Here is an 18,843-nt window from a genome sequence, read left to right as displayed (position 1 = left end):
GGGCGTGGAGAGATCTCCTACGCCCGTGCTGGTTTCAACGACTGTCAGGCCAGTCGTCGCGCCCGGTCAGGGGCAATTATTTTTTATCTTTAACTTCTTCGAATTCAGCGTCGACAACATCGTCATCTTTCTTCGCTGAAGCGTCGCCAGCATCTGCTGCGCCCGCCTGGCCTTGCTGCTGCGCCAGTTCCATCAGTTTGCTTGAAACTTCCATCAATGCCTGCATTTTGGCTTCGATTTCCGCTTTGTCTTCGCCTTTCAGCGCAGTGTTCAGCTCGGTCAACGCAGACTCGATCGGCGCCTTGTCTTCAGCAGACAGTTTGTCACCGGCTTCATCCAACTGCTTACGGGTGCTGTGAGAAATCTGGTCACCCTGGTTGCGGGTCTGAACCAGCTCTTCGAACTTACGGTCAGACTCGGCGTTGGCTTCTGCGTCGCGCACCATTTTTTCGATCTCTTCTTCGTTCAGACCTGAAGAAGCTTTGATGGTGATCTTCTGCTCTTTACCGCTGTTTTTGTCTTTCGCAGACACGTGCAGGATACCATCGGCATCGATATCGAAGGTCACTTCGATCTGCGGCATACCGCGCGGTGCAGACTGAATACCGTCGAGGTTGAACTGGCCCAGAGATTTGTTATCACCTGAACGCTTACGCTCACCCTGCAGCACGTGAATTGTCACGGCAGACTGGTTATCTTCAGCCGTCGAGAACACCTGGCTGTGCTTGGTTGGGATAGTGGTGTTCTTGCTGATCAGCGCCGTCATCACGCCACCCATGGTTTCGATACCCAGCGACAGCGGGGTAACATCCAGCAGCAGAACGTCTTTCACTTCACCGGCCAACACGCCGCCCTGAACCGCAGCACCCACAGCTACCGCTTCATCCGGGTTCACGTCTTTACGTGGCTCTTTACCAAAGAACTCAGTCACTTTGGACTGAACCATTGGCATACGCGTCTGACCACCGACGAGGATCACGTCGTTAATGTCAGAAACAGACAGACCAGCGTCCTGCAGAGCAACTTTCAGTGGCTCGATAGAACGGGTCACCAGATCTTCAACCAGTGATTCCAGTTTCGCACGGGTCACTTTGATGTTCAGGTGCTTAGGACCGGTCGCATCTGCCGTGATGTATGGCAGGTTAACGTCGGTCTGCTGCGCTGAAGACAGTTCAATTTTAGCTTTCTCAGCGGCTTCTTTCAGACGCTGCATGGCCAGCGGATCGTTGTGCAGATCGATACCCTGGTCTTTCTTGAATTCTGCCACCAGATAGTTAATCAGACGGCTATCGAAGTCTTCACCACCGAGGTGGGTATCACCGTTGGTCGCCAGAACTTCGAAGGTTTCTCGCCATCAACTTCATCGATTTCGATGATAGAGATATCGAAAGTACCACCACCCAGGTCGTATACCGCGATAGTGCGGTTGCCCTGACCTTTATCCAGACCGTAAGCCAGAGCGGCTGCGGTTGGTTCGTTGATGATACGTTTTACGTCCAGACCTGCGATACGACCGGCATCTTTTGTTGCCTGACGCTGTGCATCGTTGAAGTAAGCTGGAACCGTGATAACCGCTTCGGTTACGGCTTCACCGAGGAAATCTTCCGCGGTTTTCTTCATCTTTTTCAGCACTTCAGCAGAGATCTGCGGCGGTGCCATTTTCTGGCCTTTCACGTCAATCCATGCGTCGCCGTTGTCAGCGCCGGTGATTTTGTACGGCATAATTTTGATATCACGCTGCACTTCTTCGTCCTGGAAACGACGGCCAATCAGGCGTTTAATCGCGAACAGTGTGTTCTGCGGGTTGGTCACCGCCTGACGTTTAGCCGGCTGACCGACCAGAGTTTCGCCATCTTGTGTATATGCAATGATTGACGGTGTGGTGCGATCGCCTTCGGCGTTTTCAAGCACACGTGCTTTACCACCATCCATAACCGCAACACATGAGTTGGTTGTACCCAAGTCAATACCAATAATCTTACCCATCTAAACGTCTCCCACTTAAATTCTTTGTCAATTAGCGTTGTTAGCAGAGATGCGGCCAAACTGGCCTTTTTCAACTGCTGTGACAGGCTTTTTTTGCTGCCTGACATCACTCGATGACAAGTAAATGGGGCCGCTTCAGAGCGCATCAAGGGTTAAAACTAAAATAAATTTTAAAAAAATGCACAAAAGAAAAAGGCGCTTACGCGCCTTGAGTTACACATTCACCTGATTGAGCAGGGTCGATCGCTGCTTTTCGCTCTGTAACCAAAGCCCCACCAGCAGGCCGATCAGCGCCAGTGCCAGCACGTACCAGGCGGGTGCCATTGGGGTTAACTGCATCATCAACGTCACGCTAATCGGTGTCAGACCGCCGAAAATCGCATAGGCCACATTGTAGGAGAATGAGATGCCGGTGAAACGTACCGCCGCCGGAAACGCTTTCACCATCACAAACGGCACCACGCCCACGACACCGACGCTCAATCCAGCCAGTCCGTACCAGACAAACAGCATCTCTGGCGAACCGCCCAGTTGATGGAAGAAGTTCCAGCTAAAGATGGCCAGCAGCAACGAACCGCCGATCAGCGTTAACGCCGCACCGAAGCGATCCACCAGCCAGCCAGCCACGACGCAGCCGATCAGCAACATGATGGTGGCAACGCTATTTGCCTGCAGACTTAATGCCGCCGGAATCGCGTGCTGCTTCTGCATCAACGTGGGTGCCATTAAGATCACCACCACAATGCAGGCCGAGAGCAACCAGGTCAGCAGCATCGAAATCACAATGCCGCGCTTATGGCTGGCGAGAATGGTTTGCAGCGGCAGCTTGTCAGACAGCGCTTTGCGCTGCTGCATCTGCTTAAACACCGGCGTTTCATGTAACCAGCGGCGCAGATACATCGCCAGCAAGCCGAATACGCCACCGAGGAAGAACGGAATACGCCAACCGTGATCGCGAATCGCGGCAGGAGAAAGCGTGGTGTTGAGTACTGTTGCCACCAGCGAGCCCAGCAAGATGCCGGCGGTCAAACCCGCCGTCAGCGTGCCACAGGCAAAACCAATGCGCTTCTCTGGCACATGCTCTGCCACAAACACCCACGCGCCCGGCACTTCGCCACCAATCGCGGCGCCTTGCAGCACGCGCATCAGCAGCATCAAGATCGGCGCTGCGATACCAATACTGGCATAGGTCGGCAGTGCGCCCATCGCCAGCGTCGGCAGCGCCATCAGCAGAATGCTCAGGCTGAACATCTTCTTGCGCCCGACTTTGTCACCAAAATGTGCCATGACGATGCCGCCTAATGGGCGCGCCAGATAACCGGCGGCAAAAATCGCAAAGGTCTGCATTTGTCGCAGCCACTCAGGGATATCCGGCGGGAAGAATAGCTCACCAATCACGGCAGCAAAGAAGACGAAGATGATGAAGTCGTAGAATTCCAGCGCCCCACCGAGGGCAGCCAGCGACAGGGTTTTATAATCCTGGCCGTTGAGACGGCGCGTTGTGTGTGCATCCATAATCGAGCGGTATCCAGAGGCAAAGTCAGAATAGTTGTAAAGCTGGGATTACTATACCGTCAATATTTCGCCACACCAGTACCGCTGGATTTTATGCCTGAAAACGGCAATTTTCAGACGTTTGTCTCACGCCTCGCGCTTTTGGGGCGAAATGCTGCTACCACTTCCGGCTTGGTCTCCACATAAGGCCCGTCCAGCAACTGTAAACAATAAGGTACAGCCGCGAAGATGCCCGGCACTTTTACCGCGCCATCTTCCGCTTTCAGCCCTTCCAGCGTCTCTTTGATGGATTTGGGCTGACCCGGCAGATTGAGGATCAGCGACTGTTTGCGGATCACCCCCACCTGACGCGAAAGAATCGCCGTCGGCACAAACTGCAGGCTGATTTGACGCATTTGCTCACCAAAGCCCGGCATTTCACGATCGGCGACCGCTAAAGTGGCATCAGGCGTGACATCGCGGCGCGCCGGACCGGTGCCGCCGGTGGTCAACACCAGGTTGCAGAACAGCTCATCGACCAGCTCACAGATCGCCTGCTCAATCATCGGCTGCTCATCGGGCACCAGACGGGTCTCGATTTCAAACGGTGTGGTAAGCGCACTGGCGAGCCAGCTTTCCAGCGCCGGAATGCCCTGATCCTGATAAATGCCGTTAGCAGCACGATCGGAAACGGAAATTAATCCAATACGTAAAGTATCCATTAAGTTATCGCTGTGGTTGACCGCAATGCGGCAATTGAAGGGGAATGCAAAAAGGATAATACAAAGCGGAAGCGAGGGGAAAGCGTAAAACCGTGGCGACGGGTGCCGCCACGGACTATCACCTTACAGCAGTTCGGCGATCATCTTCTCAAGTTTGCCCTGGTCGATGGCAAAGTTGCGGATACCTTCAGCCAGTTTGGTCACGGCCATTGGATCCTGGTTGTGCTGCCAGAAAAACTCGGCTTCAGTCATTTTCGCTGGACGCGCTTTGACTTCACCGGTGTAGCTCAGCTTACGCTCAACCGCACCTTCGCTCTCTGCCAGCTCTTTCAGCAGGTTAGGAGAGATGGTCAAGCGGTCACAACCGGCCAGCTCGATGATTTCACCAACGTTACGGAAGCTGGCACCCATTACCACAGTTTCATAACCGTGCTGTTTGTAATAGTTGTAGATTTCCGCCACAGACACCACGCCTGGATCTTCATGCGCAGCGTACTCTTTCTTGTCGGTGTTCTGCTTGTACCAGTCGAGGATACGGCCAACGAAAGGTGAGATCAGGAACACGCCCGCTTCCGCACAAGCACGTGCCTGCGCGAAGGAGAACAGCAGGGTCAGGTTACAGTTGATGCCTTCTTTTTCCAGCTGCTCAGCAGCACGGATGCCCTGCCAGGTCGAAGCCAGTTTAATCAGGATACGGTCGTTGCTGATGCCAGCATCGTTGTACAGTTTGATCAGGCTGCGCGCCTTGGCGATGCTCGCTTCGGTGTCGTAGGAGAGACGTGCGTCAACTTCAGTAGAAATACGGCCTGGGATCAGTTTCAGAATTTCCAGACCAATGTTGACGGCCAGCTTGTCAGAAACCAGTGCCAGCTGCTCTTCTTTGTTGCTGCTCTGCTGACGTGCCCAGGTAATGGCTTCGTCAATCAGTTTGCGGTATTCAGGGATTTGAGCGGCGTTGAGGATCAAAGAAGGGTTGGTGGTCGCATCTTGCGGCTGATAAAGCTTCATCGCCGCGATATCACCGGTGTCGGCGACCACAGTAGTCAGCTGACGCAAGGAAGTAAGTTTGTCCGTCATGGTTCTCTTTCTCTTAGGTTGACTGTCAGGGTGTAAAAGGCTGTTGGGATAATATCACGCACAATTCACTGCGCAACATCACGAAGTGCCTCATTACGATAGCGCTAACAAATGGGAGCGATTTGCCGATCCGTGCAGCTTTTTTGCTACACTCGTCGCAACGTAAATCCCACCAATCCCCTGTAAACAGGCGGGTCAACAAGGACAAACACCATGCTGATGGTTATCTCGCCAGCGAAGACACTGGATTTTGAAAGCCCGCTGGCGACGCAGCGCTTTTCGCAATCAACACTGTTAGAAAAATCACAACAGCTGATCGATGTTGCGCGCGATCTCTCACCGGCGCAGATCGGATCGCTGATGGGCATCAGCGACAAACTGGCGCATCTGAATGCCGATCGCTTCAATCAGTGGCAGCCGCCCTTCACGCTCGACAATGCACGTCAGGCGATTCTGGCGTTTAAAGGTGACGTGTATACCGGCTTACAGGCTGAGACCTTCAGTGAGGCGGATTTCGATTTCGCTCAGCAGCATCTGCGCATGCTGTCCGGTTTATACGGCGTGCTGCGCCCGCTGGATTTGATGCAGCCTTACCGCCTGGAAATGGGCATCAAGCTGGCCAACCCGGCGGCGAAAGATCTCTACGGTTTCTGGGGTGATTTACTGACGCAGAAGCTGAATGATGCGATGGTCGAGCAAGGCGATGAAGTGTTGATCAACCTCGCGTCCGATGAGTACTTCAAAGCGGTGAAGCCGAAGCAGCTGAACGGTGAGTTGATCAAGCCGGTGTTCCTCGATGAGAAGAACGGCAAGTTTAAAGTGATCAGTTTCTACGCCAAGAAAGCGCGTGGCCTGATGAGCCGCTATGTGATTCAGAACCGCCTGAGCAAGCCAGAGCAGCTGAAACAGTTTGATGTTGATGGTTACTGCTTTGCGGCTGATGAGAGCAAAGGTAACGAGCTGGTGTTTAAGCGCCACGAACAGAAATAAAAAAAGGTCGCCATCATGGCGACCTTACTCTTCAAAACGCGCATGGTCGCGCGCCTGTTTACATTACTTCATCAAGAACTTACGCAGTTCAGCAAAGTCCGCCGTCATATTATGCGACAGCAGCGGCAGCTCAGCGCGCTCTGCCAGCTCTGGCGGCAGCGGCAGTTCCTGACCCAGAATCTCGTCCACGCTCTCTTTGAACTTGGCCGGATGCGCGGTGCCGAGGAACAGACCAAATTCGCCTTCCTGCAGGTTGTCGCGCAGCATGCGATAGGCAATCGCCGCGTGCGGTTCTGAGATATAGCCAATTTCTGCCAGCTCACGCATGGTGGCTTTCGTAGTCTCATCCGATACCGCACCCGACACCAAATCGGTCAGGCGCCATGTTTTACGACGGAACAGCTCTTCCACGCGCGGCCAGTTGTTCGGCTGGCTAACGTCCATCGCATTCGACAAGGTCGCCACCGTCTTATTAGGCAGCCATTCGCCCTTATCAAGGAAGCGTGGCACGGTGTCATTGGCGTTGGTGGCGGCGATAAAGCGCTTAATCGGCAAGCCGAGTGATTTCGCCAGCAGGCCTGCCGTCAAATCGCCAAAGTTGCCGCTCGGCACTGACACCACCAGCTGATTACGCTGCTCTTGTGGCAACTGCGCCACCGCTTCGAAGTAGTAGCAAATCTGCGCCAGCAGACGGCTGATGTTGATCGAGTTCGCTGAGTTCAGGCCAATCGCCTTCTTCAGTTCTTCATCATCAAACGCCTGTTTCACCAGCGCCTGGCAGGCATCGAAATCACCTTCCACTGCGATGGTTTCAATGTTGCCGCCCAGCGTACAGAACAACTTTTCCTGCAGCGGGCTGATTTTGCCCTGCGGATAGAGAATCACTACGCGCACGTTTTCCATGCCGTAGAACGCATGGGCCACGGCGGCGCCGGTATCGCCAGAGGTCGCGGTCAGAATGGTGATCTGCTCATCCGCGCCCGACACATAAGAGAGCATCTGCGCCATAAAACGGCCGCCGAAGTCTTTGAACGCCAGCGTTGGGCCATGGAACAGTTCGAGGCACGCGACATCAGCACTGACTTTCGCCACTGGCGCCGGGAAGGCAAAGGCGTTTTTCACGCGCTCAGCCAGCTGGTGTGCAGCCACTTCATCGCCAATATAGGCAGAGAGGATTTTGGTGCTGCGGCTGACGAAATCCATCTCCAGCATCGCATCGATGTCAGTCAGTTCGAATTCCGGCAGTTCGAGCGGGAAGAACAGCCCTTGCTGCGAGCCGAGGCCCTGTTTAACGGCCTGAGCAAAACTAACCTGCTCGTTGTGATCCTTAAGGTTGTAGAGTTTCATGCGTTATCCCAAGTTACGTGCGCCAGCCGTATCAAGACGGCAGATATGGACGAAGCCTTCATCATTCTGCAGATAGTGCTGGCTCAGCCAGTCTGCCATCCGCTGTGCCGTTGCCATCTCGTTGCAAACGGCGAAAAGTGTCGGGCCGGAGCCCGAAATACCGCAAGCCAGTGCGCCAATATCGGCCGCCGCTTTACGCGCTTCGGCAAAACCTGGCAGCAGTTTGGTGCGATAGGGTTCGGCAATCACATCCTGCATAAGTTTAGCTGCCAGCAGCGGCTGACGGGTATGACAGGCGTGAATAAAGCCGGATAACAGGCGGCCATGCTTGATGGCATCTTCTTTGCGGTACTGTGCAGGCAGAATCGCGCGCGCTTCAGCGGTCGAGACTTTGATGCCCGGATAAGCCATCACCCACAGCCAGTCGTCAAAGCACGGCACCTCCTGACTGATGATCCCGTTCTCTTCAATCATCAGCTGCACGCCGCCGAGGAAGCACGGCGCGACGTTGTCAAAGTGCACGCTGCCGGAAATACGCCCTTCCAGCTCGCCCATCAAGGCCAGCAGTTCGGTATCGCTCAACGGCTTGCCGCAGAACTCGTTCATCGCCATCAAACCGGCCACCACCGAGCAGGCGCTGGAGCCCAGACCTGAACCGATCGGCATGTTCTTTTCCAGCGTCATCGCCACCGGAACCTGTTTACCAATCGCCTGGCAGAAACGTTCCCAGCACTGATAAACGATGTTCTCTTGCGGGTTGGCTGGCAGCTTGCTGACAAAGCGCCCGGTGTTCACCAGACTAAAGCTGTCGGCCGCTTCGACTGACACGCAGTCACCCAACAGGGTGCCATCCACCGGCGAAACTGCCGCGCCCAGCACATCAAAGCCGACGCTGACGTTACCTATCGAGGCCGGTGCATAAATTTTTACCATCATCAAACTCCCAACTTCCACGACAGTGTACGCAGCAAGTCGGCAAATACGCCGGCCGCTGTGACATCATTCCCCGCGCCGTATCCACGCAGAACCAGCGGGATCGGCTGATAATAGCGGCTGTAAAACGCCAGCGCGTTCTCGCCGTTCTTCACTTTGTACAGCGGATCGTTACCATCCACCGCATCGATTTTCACTTTACAGACGCCGCCTTCTTCAATGGCGCCGACGAAGCGTAACACTTTACCTTCATCACGCGCTTTGGCAACGCGGGCGGCAAAGGCATCATCCAGTTCCGGCAGGCGCGCCATAAACTGCTCAACATCGGCGATATCGGTGAGTTCAGCCGGCAGCAGCGGTTCGATCTCGATATCGCTCAGCTCCAGCTGATGGCCCGCTTCACGTGCCAGAATCAGCAGCTTGCGAGCAACGTCAGTGCCCGAAAGGTCGTCACGCGGATCCGGCTCGGTGAAGCCCATCTCACGCGCCGTTTTGGTGGCTTCCGACAGCGAAACGCCTTCATCGAGCTTGCCGAAAATAAAGGACAGCGAACCGGAGAGGATACCGGAGAATTTGATCAGCTCATCACCGGCATTCATCAGATTTTGCAGGTTTTCAATCACCGGCAAACCGGCACCGACGTTGGTGTCATACAGGAACTTACGACGCGATTTTGCCGCGGCCGCACGCATCTGCTGATAGTAATTCCACGATGAGGTGTTGGCCTTTTTGTTTGGCGTCACCACGTGGAAACCTTCAGCAAGGAAGTCAGCATACTGATCGGCCACCGCCTGGCTGGAGGTACAGTCCACGATCACCGGGTTCAGCAGGTGATACTCTTTCACCAGGCGCATCAGACGGCCCAGGTTAAACGGATCTTTCGCTTCGCTCAGGGCCCCTTTCCAGTTGCTGAGATCGATGCCGTGCACGTTGGTTAACAGCGCGCGCGAATTGGCGATACCGCACACGCGCAGGTCGATGTGCTTCTCTTTCAGCCACGCCTGCTGACGATGCAGCTGCTCCAGCAACGCCGCGCCGACACCGCCGACGCCCACCACGAACACTTCGATCACCTGATCGGTGGCGAACAGCATCTGATGCACCACGCGCACGCCGGTGGTGACTTCATCATTGCTCACCACCACGGAGATAGAGCGCTCAGAGGAGCCCTGCGCAATCGCCACGATGTTGATGTTGGCGCGCGCCAGCGCCGAGAAGAATTTGGCCGAGATGCCGCGCAAGGTGCGCATGCCATCGCCGACCACGGAAATCACCGCCAGCTGCTCCAGCACGTCGAGCGGATCCAGCAGGCCATCTTTCAACTCCAGATAGAACTCTTCTTCTAATACGCGACGCGCACGCGCCTGCTCGCTTTGCGGTACGCAAAAGCTGATGCTGTATTCAGAAGAGGATTGAGTGATCAGCACCACCGAGATTCCGGTGCGCGACATCGCGGCAAATACGCGCGCCGCCATGCCGACCATGCCTTTCATACCCGGACCGGAGACGTTAAACATCGCCATGTTATTCAGGTTGGTGATGCCTTTCACCGGGTTCTCATCCAGCTCGCCCTCGCCACCGATCAAAGTGCCGGGCGCTTGCGGGTTAGCGGTGTTTTTGATCAGGCAAGGAATCTGGAACTGGGCAATCGGCGCGATGGTGCGCGGATGCAGCACTTTTGCACCGAAGTAAGACAGCTCCATCGCTTCCTGATAAGACATTGATTTCAGCAGGCGCGCATCCGGCACCTGGCGCGGGTCGCAGGTATAGACGCCGTCGACGTCAGTCCAGATTTCGCAGCAGTCGGCGCGCAAACACGCTGCCAGCACCGCCGCCGAATAATCGGAGCCGTTACGGCCCAGCACCACCAGTTCGCCCTTCTCATTACCGGCGGTGAAACCGGCCATCAGGATCATGTGATCGGCGGGAATCTGGCTGGCGGCAATGCGGCGGGTGGATTCGGCGATATCAACCGTGGATTCGAGGTAATGGCCAATCGCCAGCAGTTTCTCTACCGGATCGATCACCGTGACTTTATGGCCGCGCGCCTGCAGCAGCGCTTCCATAATGGCGATAGAGAGTTTTTCACCACGGCAGATGATGGCGGCATTCACCGCATCCGGGCACTGGCCCAGCAGGCTGATGCCGTGCAGCACTTGTTTCAGCTGGGCAAATTCCAGCTCGATGCGGGTTTTCAGGCCATCAAAATCGAAGCCCGGCTGCGCGTCGGCCAGGCCCTGCAGCAGATCGGCAAAAATACGTTCGGCATCGCTGATATTCGGCAGTGCGTCCTGGCCGCTGATGGTTTTCTCAATCATCGCCACCAGATGGTTGGTGATTTTCGCTGGTGCAGAGAGCACGGTGGCAACCTGTCCCTGTTGCGCATTACTTTCCAGAATATCCGCCACGCGGAGAAAACGTTCCGCATTGGCTACTGAGGTTCCGCCGAATTTCAGCACTCGCATGATTGAAGCTCTCCTGAATTTTTGCCGAAAAAAAAGCCCGCACTGTTTAGGTGCGGGCTTTTTTCTTTGTTTTTCCTGTATGCGTCAGCCCGCACCGTTACCTGTGGTAATGGTGGTGGTAATAATAATTGTGATGTTCAGGCTGAGATTACGCATTTAGATTTTTCTGTCTGTCTTTGTCTTGTCCGTCTGCCTTCCAGAATTAAAGCAAAGGGCACGTTAAGTCAACGAATTTGTCTTAGCCGCAGTTAAACCACGGCTGCGCAGAGTTCGGTTTCAGCGCGAAAATCATATCGGGATCGTTCGACAGATCGCCCTGTTTCCCGATCTGTCACTATCAAAGCCGATATTCACCGATTATTTATCTATAAGTTTTTTTTCTACATCGTGCAGCAGGCGATGCAGCATGGCGCTATCACGCTGCTCCAATAAGCCAATTCGCTGATCGATCCAGTCGGCCATTTTGGCATCGTCGCTCACGTCCAGCTTCACTAACAGTTGATGGAAGCGTTCGCGCAGCGCCTGTAGCTGATGTTCGTTGGCCACTTCTTTCACCTCTGCCGCCACCTGATTCAGCGCCGAGAGCTGATAACAGAACACCATCACCGCCTGGCCAAGATTCAGCGAAGGATAGTCATTCGCCATCGGGATGCCGGTCAGCAAATCGACCTGCTCCAATTCCTCATTGGTTAAGCCACTGTCCTCGCGGCCAAACACCAGCGCGATACGACTCAACCACTGGCGCTTCTCCTGCAGGATGGTTTCCACCTGCGTCGGCGTGGCGTAATAGCGGAACTTCGCCCGGCTGCGCGCGGTGGTCGCTACGGAGAAATCCACATCCGCCAGGGCATCACTTAGCGTGGCGTAGGTTTTGACGTTATCGAGGATCTCACCCGCACCGTGGGCAACGCGACGTGCAGCAGGGTCTTGCCAGGCATCGCTGGCGACAATGCGCAGTTCACTAAAACCCATGGTTTTCATGGCGCGGGCTGCCGCGCCGATATTTTCCGGACGCGCGGGTGAGACAAGGATCAGGGGGAAATGCATGATTTATCCATCGAACGGTTAACAACTCGCCTTATGTTGGCATGCAGTGACGAAAATACCAACCACACGGGCGAGAGAAAATAAGATGTTAACGATGTTAAAAGAGGATAAAATCCAGAGGTAGATGAAATTGTGGGATATAAGCAAAATTTCCCGACTTAATTAATATAAATCTATTGTTTTTCATATTATTAAAATATTATTTCCTGCAAGTTTTAGTTTTGCTGTTATGCAGCCGAAATGTAGCAAAAATGCTGCTTTTTGTGAGCTAAGCTTGCATTCCTGGAGAAGTTTTTCATAAAAGTGTTAACGTGCTACACTTGCATTTGATATAAGTCAACGAAGCGTTGTTTTTATGCTTATCGGTTGTTGTTGGTGCTGTTAGGTTGCTGTTAATACGGTTAGGATAAGCGGCAGTCCGATACATACGGGGCTCGCAAATATTCATCCTGACTGGCTGAGCTAACACTGAAGTTGACGTTGATGGATGGTGTATTCCGAAGATTATTTCGTACATCGGTTGCGCACGGCCACTGTTCTGTTGAACAGTTTTTGCGACCGCCGTACGCCCTGTTTTCGATTTGTTGGCAAATTTTAGGTAGCGAAACATGCAGACCCCGCACATTCTTATCGTTGAAGACGAACTGGTCACGCGTAACACCCTCAAAAGCATTTTTGAGGCAGAAGGTTACGTGGTCTATGAAGCCACCGACGGTGCCGAGATGCACCAGGTTCTGACGGAAAATGACGTCAATCTGGTGATCATGGACATCAACCTGCCAGGTAAAAACGGTTTGCTGCTGGCGCGCGAGCTGCGTGAACAAGCAAACGTTGCCCTGATGTTCCTGACAGGTCGTGATAACGAAGTAGATAAAATCCTTGGCCTTGAAATCGGCGCCGATGATTACATTACCAAGCCGTTCAACCCACGTGAGCTGACGATTCGTGCACGCAACCTGCTGTCGCGTACCATGAATCTGGCGATGCCAAGTGAAGAACGCCGCACGGTTGAAAGCTATCGCTTTAACGGTTGGGAGTTGGATATCAATAGCCGCTCACTGATCAGCCCGAACGGCGACCAATATAAGCTGCCGCGCAGTGAATTCCGCGCCATGCTGCACTTCTGCGAAAACCCGGGCAAGATTCAAACCCGTGGCGATTTGCTGAAGAAGATGACCGGTCGCGAGCTGAAGCCGCATGACCGTACCGTGGATGTCACCATCCGCCGCATCCGTAAGCATTTCGAATCCACACCGGATACACCTGAAATCATCGCCACCATTCACGGCGAAGGTTACCGCTTCTGCGGCGAACTGCAGGACTGAGTGGATAGCAGGAAAAGAAAAACGCCCATCCGGGCGTTTTTTATGGCTTAGTGCCAGGGCATGATCGGCACCGCGCTCAACGCGTTTTTCGGCGAACCGTCTACCACTTTATCTGAGTAGCTCAGATAGATCAGCGCATGGCGTTTCTGGTCGAAGAAGCGCACCACCTGCAGCTTCTTAAACACCAAAGAAGTGCGCTTTTGGAACACCACTTCACCTTGCGCCTTGCCTTGTGAAATTTTATCGCTAAGCTCTACAGGCCCAACCTGCTGGCAGGAGATGGCCGCGTCGGAAGTATCTTCCGCCAGACCCAATCCGCCTTTAATCCCACCGGTCTTAGCCCGGCTGATATAACAGGTTACATTTTTTACGTCGGGGTCATCGAAGGCTTCCACCACGATCTTATGATCGGGGCCAAACATCTTGAATACCGTGTCAACCGAGCCAACTTCCTCGGCCTGGACACCCGCGCTGAACACACCCGTAACAAGCGTGATTATAAGAAAGCGAGTTATTGTCATTGAGTTACCATTGCCAATCGAATAGATGAGACTGTAATGTACTGTCAATCGAACCCGGAACCAAACCTAAACGGGTTTAAACCCGCATTGATTTAGCACAGCCGATTAATCATCAGCCCCCACGCTTTTGTGCATTTCGTGCTATTATTCGACGACTTCATAGTTGCGCCACCAGAGAGTTATGAGGATGTTTTATGGACCAAGCCGGTATCATTCGCGATTTGCTTGTCTGGCTGGAGAGCCATCTGGATCAACCCCTTTCATTAGATAATGTTGCGCTGAAAGCGGGCTACTCCAAGTGGCACCTGCAGCGTATGTTCAAGGAAGTGACGAGCCACGCCATCGGTGCTTACATCCGCGCGCGTCGTCTGTCGAAAGCCGCTGTGGCACTGCGCCTGACCAGCCGCCCGATCCTCGACATCGCTTTACAATATCGCTTCGATTCGCAGCAGACGTTTACCCGTGCGTTTAAAAAGCAGTTCAACCAAACGCCAGCCTGGTATCGTCGCTCATCAGAGTGGAATTCTTTCGGTATTCGCCCGCCGATCCGTCTTGACGATCATCACATGCCGGAGGCAAGTTTCGTCACGCTGCCGGAAACCGTGTTGGTCGGTCAAACGCAGAGCTACTCCTGTACGCTGGAGCAAATTTCCAGTTACCGTGACGAGATGCGCATTCATTTCTGGAAGCAGTTCTTGCTGGAAACCGATACCGTGCCGCCGGTGCTGTACGGTCTGCATCAGGTGCGGGCCAGCCATGAGAAGGATGATGAGCAGGAGATTCTTTACACCACTGCGGTGCCAGCCGATCAACAGGCAATGAGTATGCAGTCGAATCAGAGCGTCATCGTTGAAGCCGGAGATTATGTGCAGTTCACCTATAACGGTGCGCGTAGCGCGTTAGGTGAGTTTATTCTGCTGCTGTACGGAACCTGCATGCCGACGCTGGGGCTGGTGCGCCGTCAGGGTCAGGATATCGAGCGCTTCTTCACCCACGGCGGTAAGAAACGCAGCGAGCCGCCAACGGAAATCCGTTGCGAATATCTGATTCCGATTCGTCCACAGCAGAGTCGCTGATATGAAAATGCCGTCATGATGACGGCATTTTTTTGGCTTCAATAACAGCCGGTCGTCATAAATGACGACCCTACGATTTTAGAGCGTGCGCATTAATCACGAACCCGCAATTTGACAGGGTGCGTATTCATCACGCCTCCACAAATTTATAGGGTGCACATTCATCACGCCCCGCGAATTTGTAGGGTGCGCATTCATGCGCACCGATACCAGAAGACGATTAACGCTGTAATTCGTCCAGCGCGGGTGCATCCAGATGCGACACATCGCCTGCCGTCTCCACCACCCAACCCGCTGCCAGCCACGCGCTTTGCTGATGATCCACGCGGGAGATAGAGCAGTTACGCAGGCGTAAACGACGTTCAGCGTGCGCAGGTAATCCCAGCAGGGTACTCACCAGCACGCCCAGCGCCATGCCGTGGCTGACAATCAAGGGACGACTGCCCGCCGGCAGTTCCAGCAAAGCATTCAACGCTTCGTGCATGCGCGTGGCCATCTCCAGCATTGATTCACCGCCGGGAATACGACCGCCTTCGGTGCCATCCACCAGCGTCTTGCGCCAGCTTTCCTCTTCCGGGGTTAACCCATCGAGCGGACGCTGCTCCAGACAGCCCATATTCAACTCACGCAGGCGCGCATCGACCTTCACCGTACAGCCGCAGGCATCCGCAATAATTTCTGCGGTGCGACGCGTACGGCCTAAATCGCTGGCAATCACATGCGTGATCCCCTGCGATTTCATCCGCTCACCCACTTGCTGAGCCTGTTGCTCACCTTTTTCCGTCAGCGGACTGTCGGATTGCCCTTGAATGCGTCGGGCCGCATTCCATACCGTTTCACCGTGACGAACAAGATAGACCTGTAGCATGCTTAATTTCCGTTATACTGCGACAAATTTGCCTTGAGGGTTCAAACAATTATGTACCATGTTGTCGCAGCCACCATCAACCCGGCAAAAATTCGCGCGATTGCTCAGGCGTTCAACGACGTCTTTGGTGAAGGATCCTGCCATATTGAAGGGGTCGAGGTCGAGAGCGGCGTTGCCGCGCAGCCGTTAAGTGATGCCGAAACGCGAACTGGCGCACGTACCCGCGTGGCGAACGCCCGCCAGCAGCGTGCTGAAGCTGACTATTGGGTCGCGATTGAAGCCGGCATTGAAGGCGACTGCGCCTTTGCCTGGATGGTGATTGAAAACGCCCAGCAGCGCGGTGAATCGCGTTCTGCCAGCTTCACCCTGCCACCGGTGGTGTTAGCCGGATTAGCTGACGGGCACGAACTCGGTCACGAGATGGCGCGCTTAACCGGCGTGGAGAACATCAAGCAAAAAGGCGGGGCCATTGGTGCCTTCACCAACGGTTTACTCAGTCGTTCCAGCGTCTATCATCAGGCACTGATTCTGGCGCTCTGCCCGTTTACCCATCCGCTTTATCAGCAGTAGTTATTGGCGGCCTAAGCGCGCTTCCAGCCAGCGTTTCAGCTCGGGAGGCGCTTCTTTCAGACTGTTGGAGCCACGCGTGATAGTGGCGATTCCCACGCCCAACTCATTCTTCAGCTCGCGCTGGCTCATGTCGCCGTTCATCAGCTCTTCAATAATACGCAGGCGTGTGCCAAAGGCTTCACGTTCATCGGGCGTCATCATCAGTTGCAACAATGGCAACGACACGCCGTCCGCGAAAGCGTTTTGCATTAAATCGATAAAACGCAGCCAGTTATCTTCAACAGGCTCAGCCGAATCTGGCTGGGAGGAAAGGGGTTGGCTCATGAAGGGCTTCCGTACTCATTGACGAGTACGGAAGCATAGCACAGCTAGTAACGGCGATTCCACTCACCATCAGCGAGAATCTTATCCGGCTTGCCCATGAAGTAACGGTAGTAGGCATCATAGGCCAGTACATTTTTCACGTAGCCGCGGGTTTCAGAGAACGGGATGGTTTCGATAAACGCCACCGCATCCAGTTTGCCGCCGCTGTTGTTCAACCAACTGCGCACCCTGCCCGGCCCGGCATTATACGCCGCCGAGGAGAAGATGCGGTTCTGGTCGAACTGCTGGTAGACGTACTCCAGGTACTGTGTACCAATCTGGATATTAGTCTGCGGATCCAGCAATTGGCTGCTGTTCACATAACCGGGGATGTTGTACATCTTCACGGTATGCGCCGCTGTCGCTGGCATCACCTGCATCAAACCGCTGGCCCCGACCGGTGAGCGCGCTTTCGGATTCCATGCACTCTCCTGGCGGGAAATCGCCATGGCATAGCTCTGTGGAATGCCTTTATCACTGGTGTATTGCTGATACAGATTGCGCCACGCCAGCGGGAAACGCTCCTTCAGGCTATCCCACATTTTCGCGGTAATCGTCGCCTGCACGCTGAGATCCCACCAATCTTGCTCGTTGGCGTAACGCGCCAGCATCTGCTGCTGTGAATGGGTTTTGCTGGAGATCAGATTGGCCCATTCGCTGCGTGCCAGATTATCCAGTCCCCAATACATCAGTTCACGCACGCGAGCCAGTTCTGGTCCCTGCACCAATGAATTGTCTGCCGCCGGAGCCTGATCGACCTGCAACGGATACTCCACGCCAAGGCGCTGTGCCGCCACCATCGGATAGAACCCACGCGCCTGCATCAGCTTACGCAGAATTTCATCAGCCTCGTCTTTACGCCCCTGAGAAATCAGCAGATCGGCCTGCCAGTATTGCCACTCATCTTTCTCTTTGGCTTCTACCGGCAAACGCGCGATCCAGGTGTTCAGTCCACGACGATCGTTCTGACTCAGCGCCAGACGCACACGACGTTCCACCAGCGCTGTGGATTCGCTGTTCATCACCACCGCATCACGCCAGCGCGCCTGCTCAGAAGTCAGATCCGCGCCCATCATGCGCCACACCACGGTTTCTTTCAGATCCTGCTCTTCGGCCTGGCTCATTTTCTGTGCCTGCACCAGCTGTGGGATCATCATGCGCGCATTATCCATGTCTTCACGCGCCACGCGGGCAAAGGCATAGCTAGTGGCCATGCGGGTAAAATCGGTCGGACCGAGGCTGCTGGCAAAAGAGGTGACAGTTTGCGGGTTCTGCTGCAGCGCAATCAGTGCGCTGGAGGTAGTTTGATAATCCGCCGGCAGCGTTTTGGCCAGATAATTCACCAGGCTGTCGTTGCCGGCTTTCATCGCCAGGCGAATACGTTCGAGGATGGTGATTGGCGACATCTGTCCAGACGCTTGCCACACCGAGAACAGCTGATCGCAGTCGTTCGGTAACGCTGAACCGCGCAGCCAAATCGATTTAGCGCCATCAAACGCAGCCTGTTGCTGGCCGGTGGCCCACTTGGCGTAATACCAGTTACAGCGTGCCTGCACTGGTTTCGGTTCATCCGGGCTGAAGCTCAATACGCCCTGCCAATCCTGACGATGTGCCAGCACATTGACGAAGCGCGTTGAAAGCGAACGCGCCGGTGGCAGCGTCGGATATTGCTGAATAAAGTTCTTCACCGCCAGCGGCGTCTCTTGATCGAGATCCTGCGCCAGCAAACGGTATTGCAGATACGGATAGAGCGGATAATCCTGCAGCGTTGGCATCAGCTGCGAGACCTGGTCCATTTGGTTATTATCCCAGGCTTGTTTGATTTGCGCATAGCGCTGTCGTTGTTGATCCAGCGAGTCGGCCCACACGCTGCTGGCCGTGCTGACCAGACAGATCCCTATCATCCAGTTACGCCACTTCTCCACTCTGCTCTCCTCTTCGCTGCGATCCAGCTCATGCCAGACTTAACTCATGCTAACCAGGCCAACGGTCTCTTGCCATGTTCTTCACAAAATTTACGCAGGCGCACCGTGATTGCACACCGTCTGCGCCGTGGCTG

At 54.5% G+C, this 18,843-nt stretch carries 16 protein-coding genes, 1 pseudogene and 1 other annotated feature; of the genes and pseudogenes, 4 read left to right on the top strand and 13 right to left on the bottom strand.

The window, feature by feature from the left end:
* Positions 1–76 precede the first annotated feature (76 nt).
* The 4 genes and pseudogenes from dnaK to tal form a co-directional block, all read right to left on the bottom strand.
* Positions 77–1,986, bottom strand: a pseudogene (gene dnaK / locus HA45_RS11390) (molecular chaperone DnaK).
* A gap of 213 nt (positions 1,987–2,199) precedes the next feature.
* Entirely contained in the window at positions 2,200–3,501 is a 1,302-nt protein-coding gene (locus tag HA45_RS11385; protein WP_100704538.1) for an MFS transporter, read from the bottom strand.
* 113 nt (positions 3,502–3,614) lie between these two features.
* On the bottom strand, positions 3,615–4,202 hold the full coding sequence (gene mog, locus HA45_RS11380; RefSeq protein WP_100704537.1) for a molybdopterin adenylyltransferase: 588 nt from the start codon (positions 4,200–4,202) through the stop codon (positions 3,615–3,617).
* Positions 4,203–4,325: 123 nt separating this feature from the next.
* Positions 4,326–5,279, bottom strand: a complete 954-nt coding sequence (gene tal, locus HA45_RS11375) for a transaldolase (RefSeq protein WP_084933821.1) — start codon at positions 5,277–5,279, stop codon at positions 4,326–4,328.
* A gap of 213 nt (positions 5,280–5,492) precedes the next feature.
* On the opposite strand from tal, the gene yaaA reads away from it, so the two are divergent.
* A complete protein-coding gene (yaaA, locus tag HA45_RS11370) occupies positions 5,493–6,269 on the top strand; it encodes a peroxide stress protein YaaA (RefSeq protein ID WP_100704536.1) in 777 nt (258 codons plus the stop codon).
* Positions 6,270–6,332: 63 nt separating this feature from the next.
* On the opposite strand, the gene thrC is transcribed toward yaaA, so the two are convergent.
* From thrC to HA45_RS11345, 5 genes are all read right to left on the bottom strand, one after another.
* Positions 6,333–7,616 (bottom strand): threonine synthase, encoded by a 1,284-nt coding sequence (thrC, locus tag HA45_RS11365; protein ID WP_100704535.1) that lies wholly within the window; start codon positions 7,614–7,616, stop codon positions 6,333–6,335.
* Positions 7,617–7,619: 3 nt separating this feature from the next.
* Positions 7,620–8,549, bottom strand: a complete 930-nt coding sequence (gene thrB / locus HA45_RS11360) for a homoserine kinase (protein ID WP_100704691.1) — start codon at positions 8,547–8,549, stop codon at positions 7,620–7,622.
* A 2-nt stretch (positions 8,550–8,551) separates the two neighbouring features.
* Positions 8,552–11,014, bottom strand: coding sequence for a bifunctional aspartate kinase/homoserine dehydrogenase I (gene thrA, locus HA45_RS11355; RefSeq protein ID WP_100704534.1), 2,463 nt, complete (start codon positions 11,012–11,014; stop codon positions 8,552–8,554).
* 26 nt (positions 11,015–11,040) lie between these two features.
* Positions 11,041–11,163: a sequence feature (Thr leader region), on the bottom strand.
* Positions 11,099–11,170 (bottom strand): thr operon leader peptide, encoded by a 72-nt coding sequence (thrL, locus tag HA45_RS29015; RefSeq protein WP_100704690.1) that lies wholly within the window; start codon positions 11,168–11,170, stop codon positions 11,099–11,101. It overlaps the preceding feature by 65 nt.
* Before the next feature lie 201 nt (positions 11,171–11,371).
* Entirely contained in the window at positions 11,372–12,061 is a 690-nt protein-coding gene (locus HA45_RS11345) for a tRNA/rRNA methyltransferase (RefSeq protein WP_100704533.1), read from the bottom strand.
* A 608-nt stretch (positions 12,062–12,669) separates the two neighbouring features.
* Here HA45_RS11345 and arcA point away from each other — a divergent pair.
* Positions 12,670–13,386 carry a two-component system response regulator ArcA gene (gene arcA, locus HA45_RS11340; RefSeq protein ID WP_008108686.1) on the top strand — a complete coding sequence of 239 codons (717 nt, stop codon included), beginning with the start codon at positions 12,670–12,672 and terminating at the stop codon, positions 13,384–13,386.
* Positions 13,387–13,433: 47 nt separating this feature from the next.
* Here arcA and creA read toward each other — a convergent pair whose 3' ends face one another.
* Positions 13,434–13,907, bottom strand: coding sequence for a protein CreA (gene creA, locus HA45_RS11335; RefSeq protein WP_100704532.1), 474 nt, complete (start codon positions 13,905–13,907; stop codon positions 13,434–13,436).
* Positions 13,908–14,101: 194 nt separating this feature from the next.
* On the opposite strand from creA, the gene robA reads away from it, so the two are divergent.
* Complete coding sequence (gene robA, locus HA45_RS11330; RefSeq protein ID WP_100704531.1) at positions 14,102–14,983, top strand: MDR efflux pump AcrAB transcriptional activator RobA; 882 nt, start codon at positions 14,102–14,104, stop codon at positions 14,981–14,983.
* A gap of 220 nt (positions 14,984–15,203) precedes the next feature.
* On the opposite strand, the gene gpmB is transcribed toward robA, so the two are convergent.
* Entirely contained in the window at positions 15,204–15,851 is a 648-nt protein-coding gene (gene gpmB / locus HA45_RS11325; protein WP_100704530.1) for a 2,3-diphosphoglycerate-dependent phosphoglycerate mutase GpmB, read from the bottom strand.
* 51 nt (positions 15,852–15,902) lie between these two features.
* On the opposite strand from gpmB, the gene yjjX reads away from it, so the two are divergent.
* Positions 15,903–16,421 carry an inosine/xanthosine triphosphatase gene (gene yjjX / locus HA45_RS11320; protein WP_100704529.1) on the top strand — a complete coding sequence of 173 codons (519 nt, stop codon included), beginning with the start codon at positions 15,903–15,905 and terminating at the stop codon, positions 16,419–16,421.
* Here yjjX and trpR read toward each other — a convergent pair whose 3' ends face one another.
* Entirely contained in the window at positions 16,422–16,745 is a 324-nt protein-coding gene (gene trpR, locus HA45_RS11315) for a trp operon repressor (RefSeq protein ID WP_100704528.1), read from the bottom strand. It lies immediately after the preceding gene.
* A 44-nt stretch (positions 16,746–16,789) separates the two neighbouring features.
* Positions 16,790–18,709, bottom strand: a complete 1,920-nt coding sequence (gene sltY / locus HA45_RS11310; protein WP_100704527.1) for a murein transglycosylase — start codon at positions 18,707–18,709, stop codon at positions 16,790–16,792.
* Positions 18,710–18,843 lie beyond the last annotated feature (134 nt).

This window comes from Pantoea rodasii (genome assembly GCF_002095465.1).
Lineage (GTDB): Bacteria > Pseudomonadota > Gammaproteobacteria > Enterobacterales > Enterobacteriaceae > Pantoea > Pantoea rodasii.
The sequence above is the reverse complement of the archived record's forward strand: the minus strand, read 5'-3'. Positions and strand labels throughout refer to the sequence as shown.

Coding starts and splice junctions, on each gene's coding strand:
- HA45_RS11385 (WP_100704538.1), bottom strand. CDS start 3,501: ATGGATGCACACACAACGCGCCGTCTCAACGGCCAGGATTATAAAACC.
- creA (WP_100704532.1), bottom strand. CDS start 13,907: ATGACAATAACTCGCTTTCTTATAATCACGCTTGTTACGGGTGTGTTC.
- gpmB (WP_100704530.1), bottom strand. CDS start 15,851: ATGCTACAGGTCTATCTTGTTCGTCACGGTGAAACGGTATGGAATGCG.
- tal (WP_084933821.1), bottom strand. CDS start 5,279: ATGACGGACAAACTTACTTCCTTGCGTCAGCTGACTACTGTGGTCGCC.
- arcA (WP_008108686.1), top strand. CDS start 12,670: ATGCAGACCCCGCACATTCTTATCGTTGAAGACGAACTGGTCACGCGT.
- yjjX (WP_100704529.1), top strand. CDS start 15,903: ATGTACCATGTTGTCGCAGCCACCATCAACCCGGCAAAAATTCGCGCG.
- trpR (WP_100704528.1), bottom strand. CDS start 16,745: ATGAGCCAACCCCTTTCCTCCCAGCCAGATTCGGCTGAGCCTGTTGAA.
- yaaA (WP_100704536.1), top strand. CDS start 5,493: ATGCTGATGGTTATCTCGCCAGCGAAGACACTGGATTTTGAAAGCCCG.
- mog (WP_100704537.1), bottom strand. CDS start 4,202: ATGGATACTTTACGTATTGGATTAATTTCCGTTTCCGATCGTGCTGCT.
- robA (WP_100704531.1), top strand. CDS start 14,102: ATGGACCAAGCCGGTATCATTCGCGATTTGCTTGTCTGGCTGGAGAGC.
- thrA (WP_100704534.1), bottom strand. CDS start 11,014: ATGCGAGTGCTGAAATTCGGCGGAACCTCAGTAGCCAATGCGGAACGT.
- HA45_RS11345 (WP_100704533.1), bottom strand. CDS start 12,061: ATGCATTTCCCCCTGATCCTTGTCTCACCCGCGCGTCCGGAAAATATC.
- thrC (WP_100704535.1), bottom strand. CDS start 7,616: ATGAAACTCTACAACCTTAAGGATCACAACGAGCAGGTTAGTTTTGCT.
- thrB (WP_100704691.1), bottom strand. CDS start 8,549: ATGGTAAAAATTTATGCACCGGCCTCGATAGGTAACGTCAGCGTCGGC.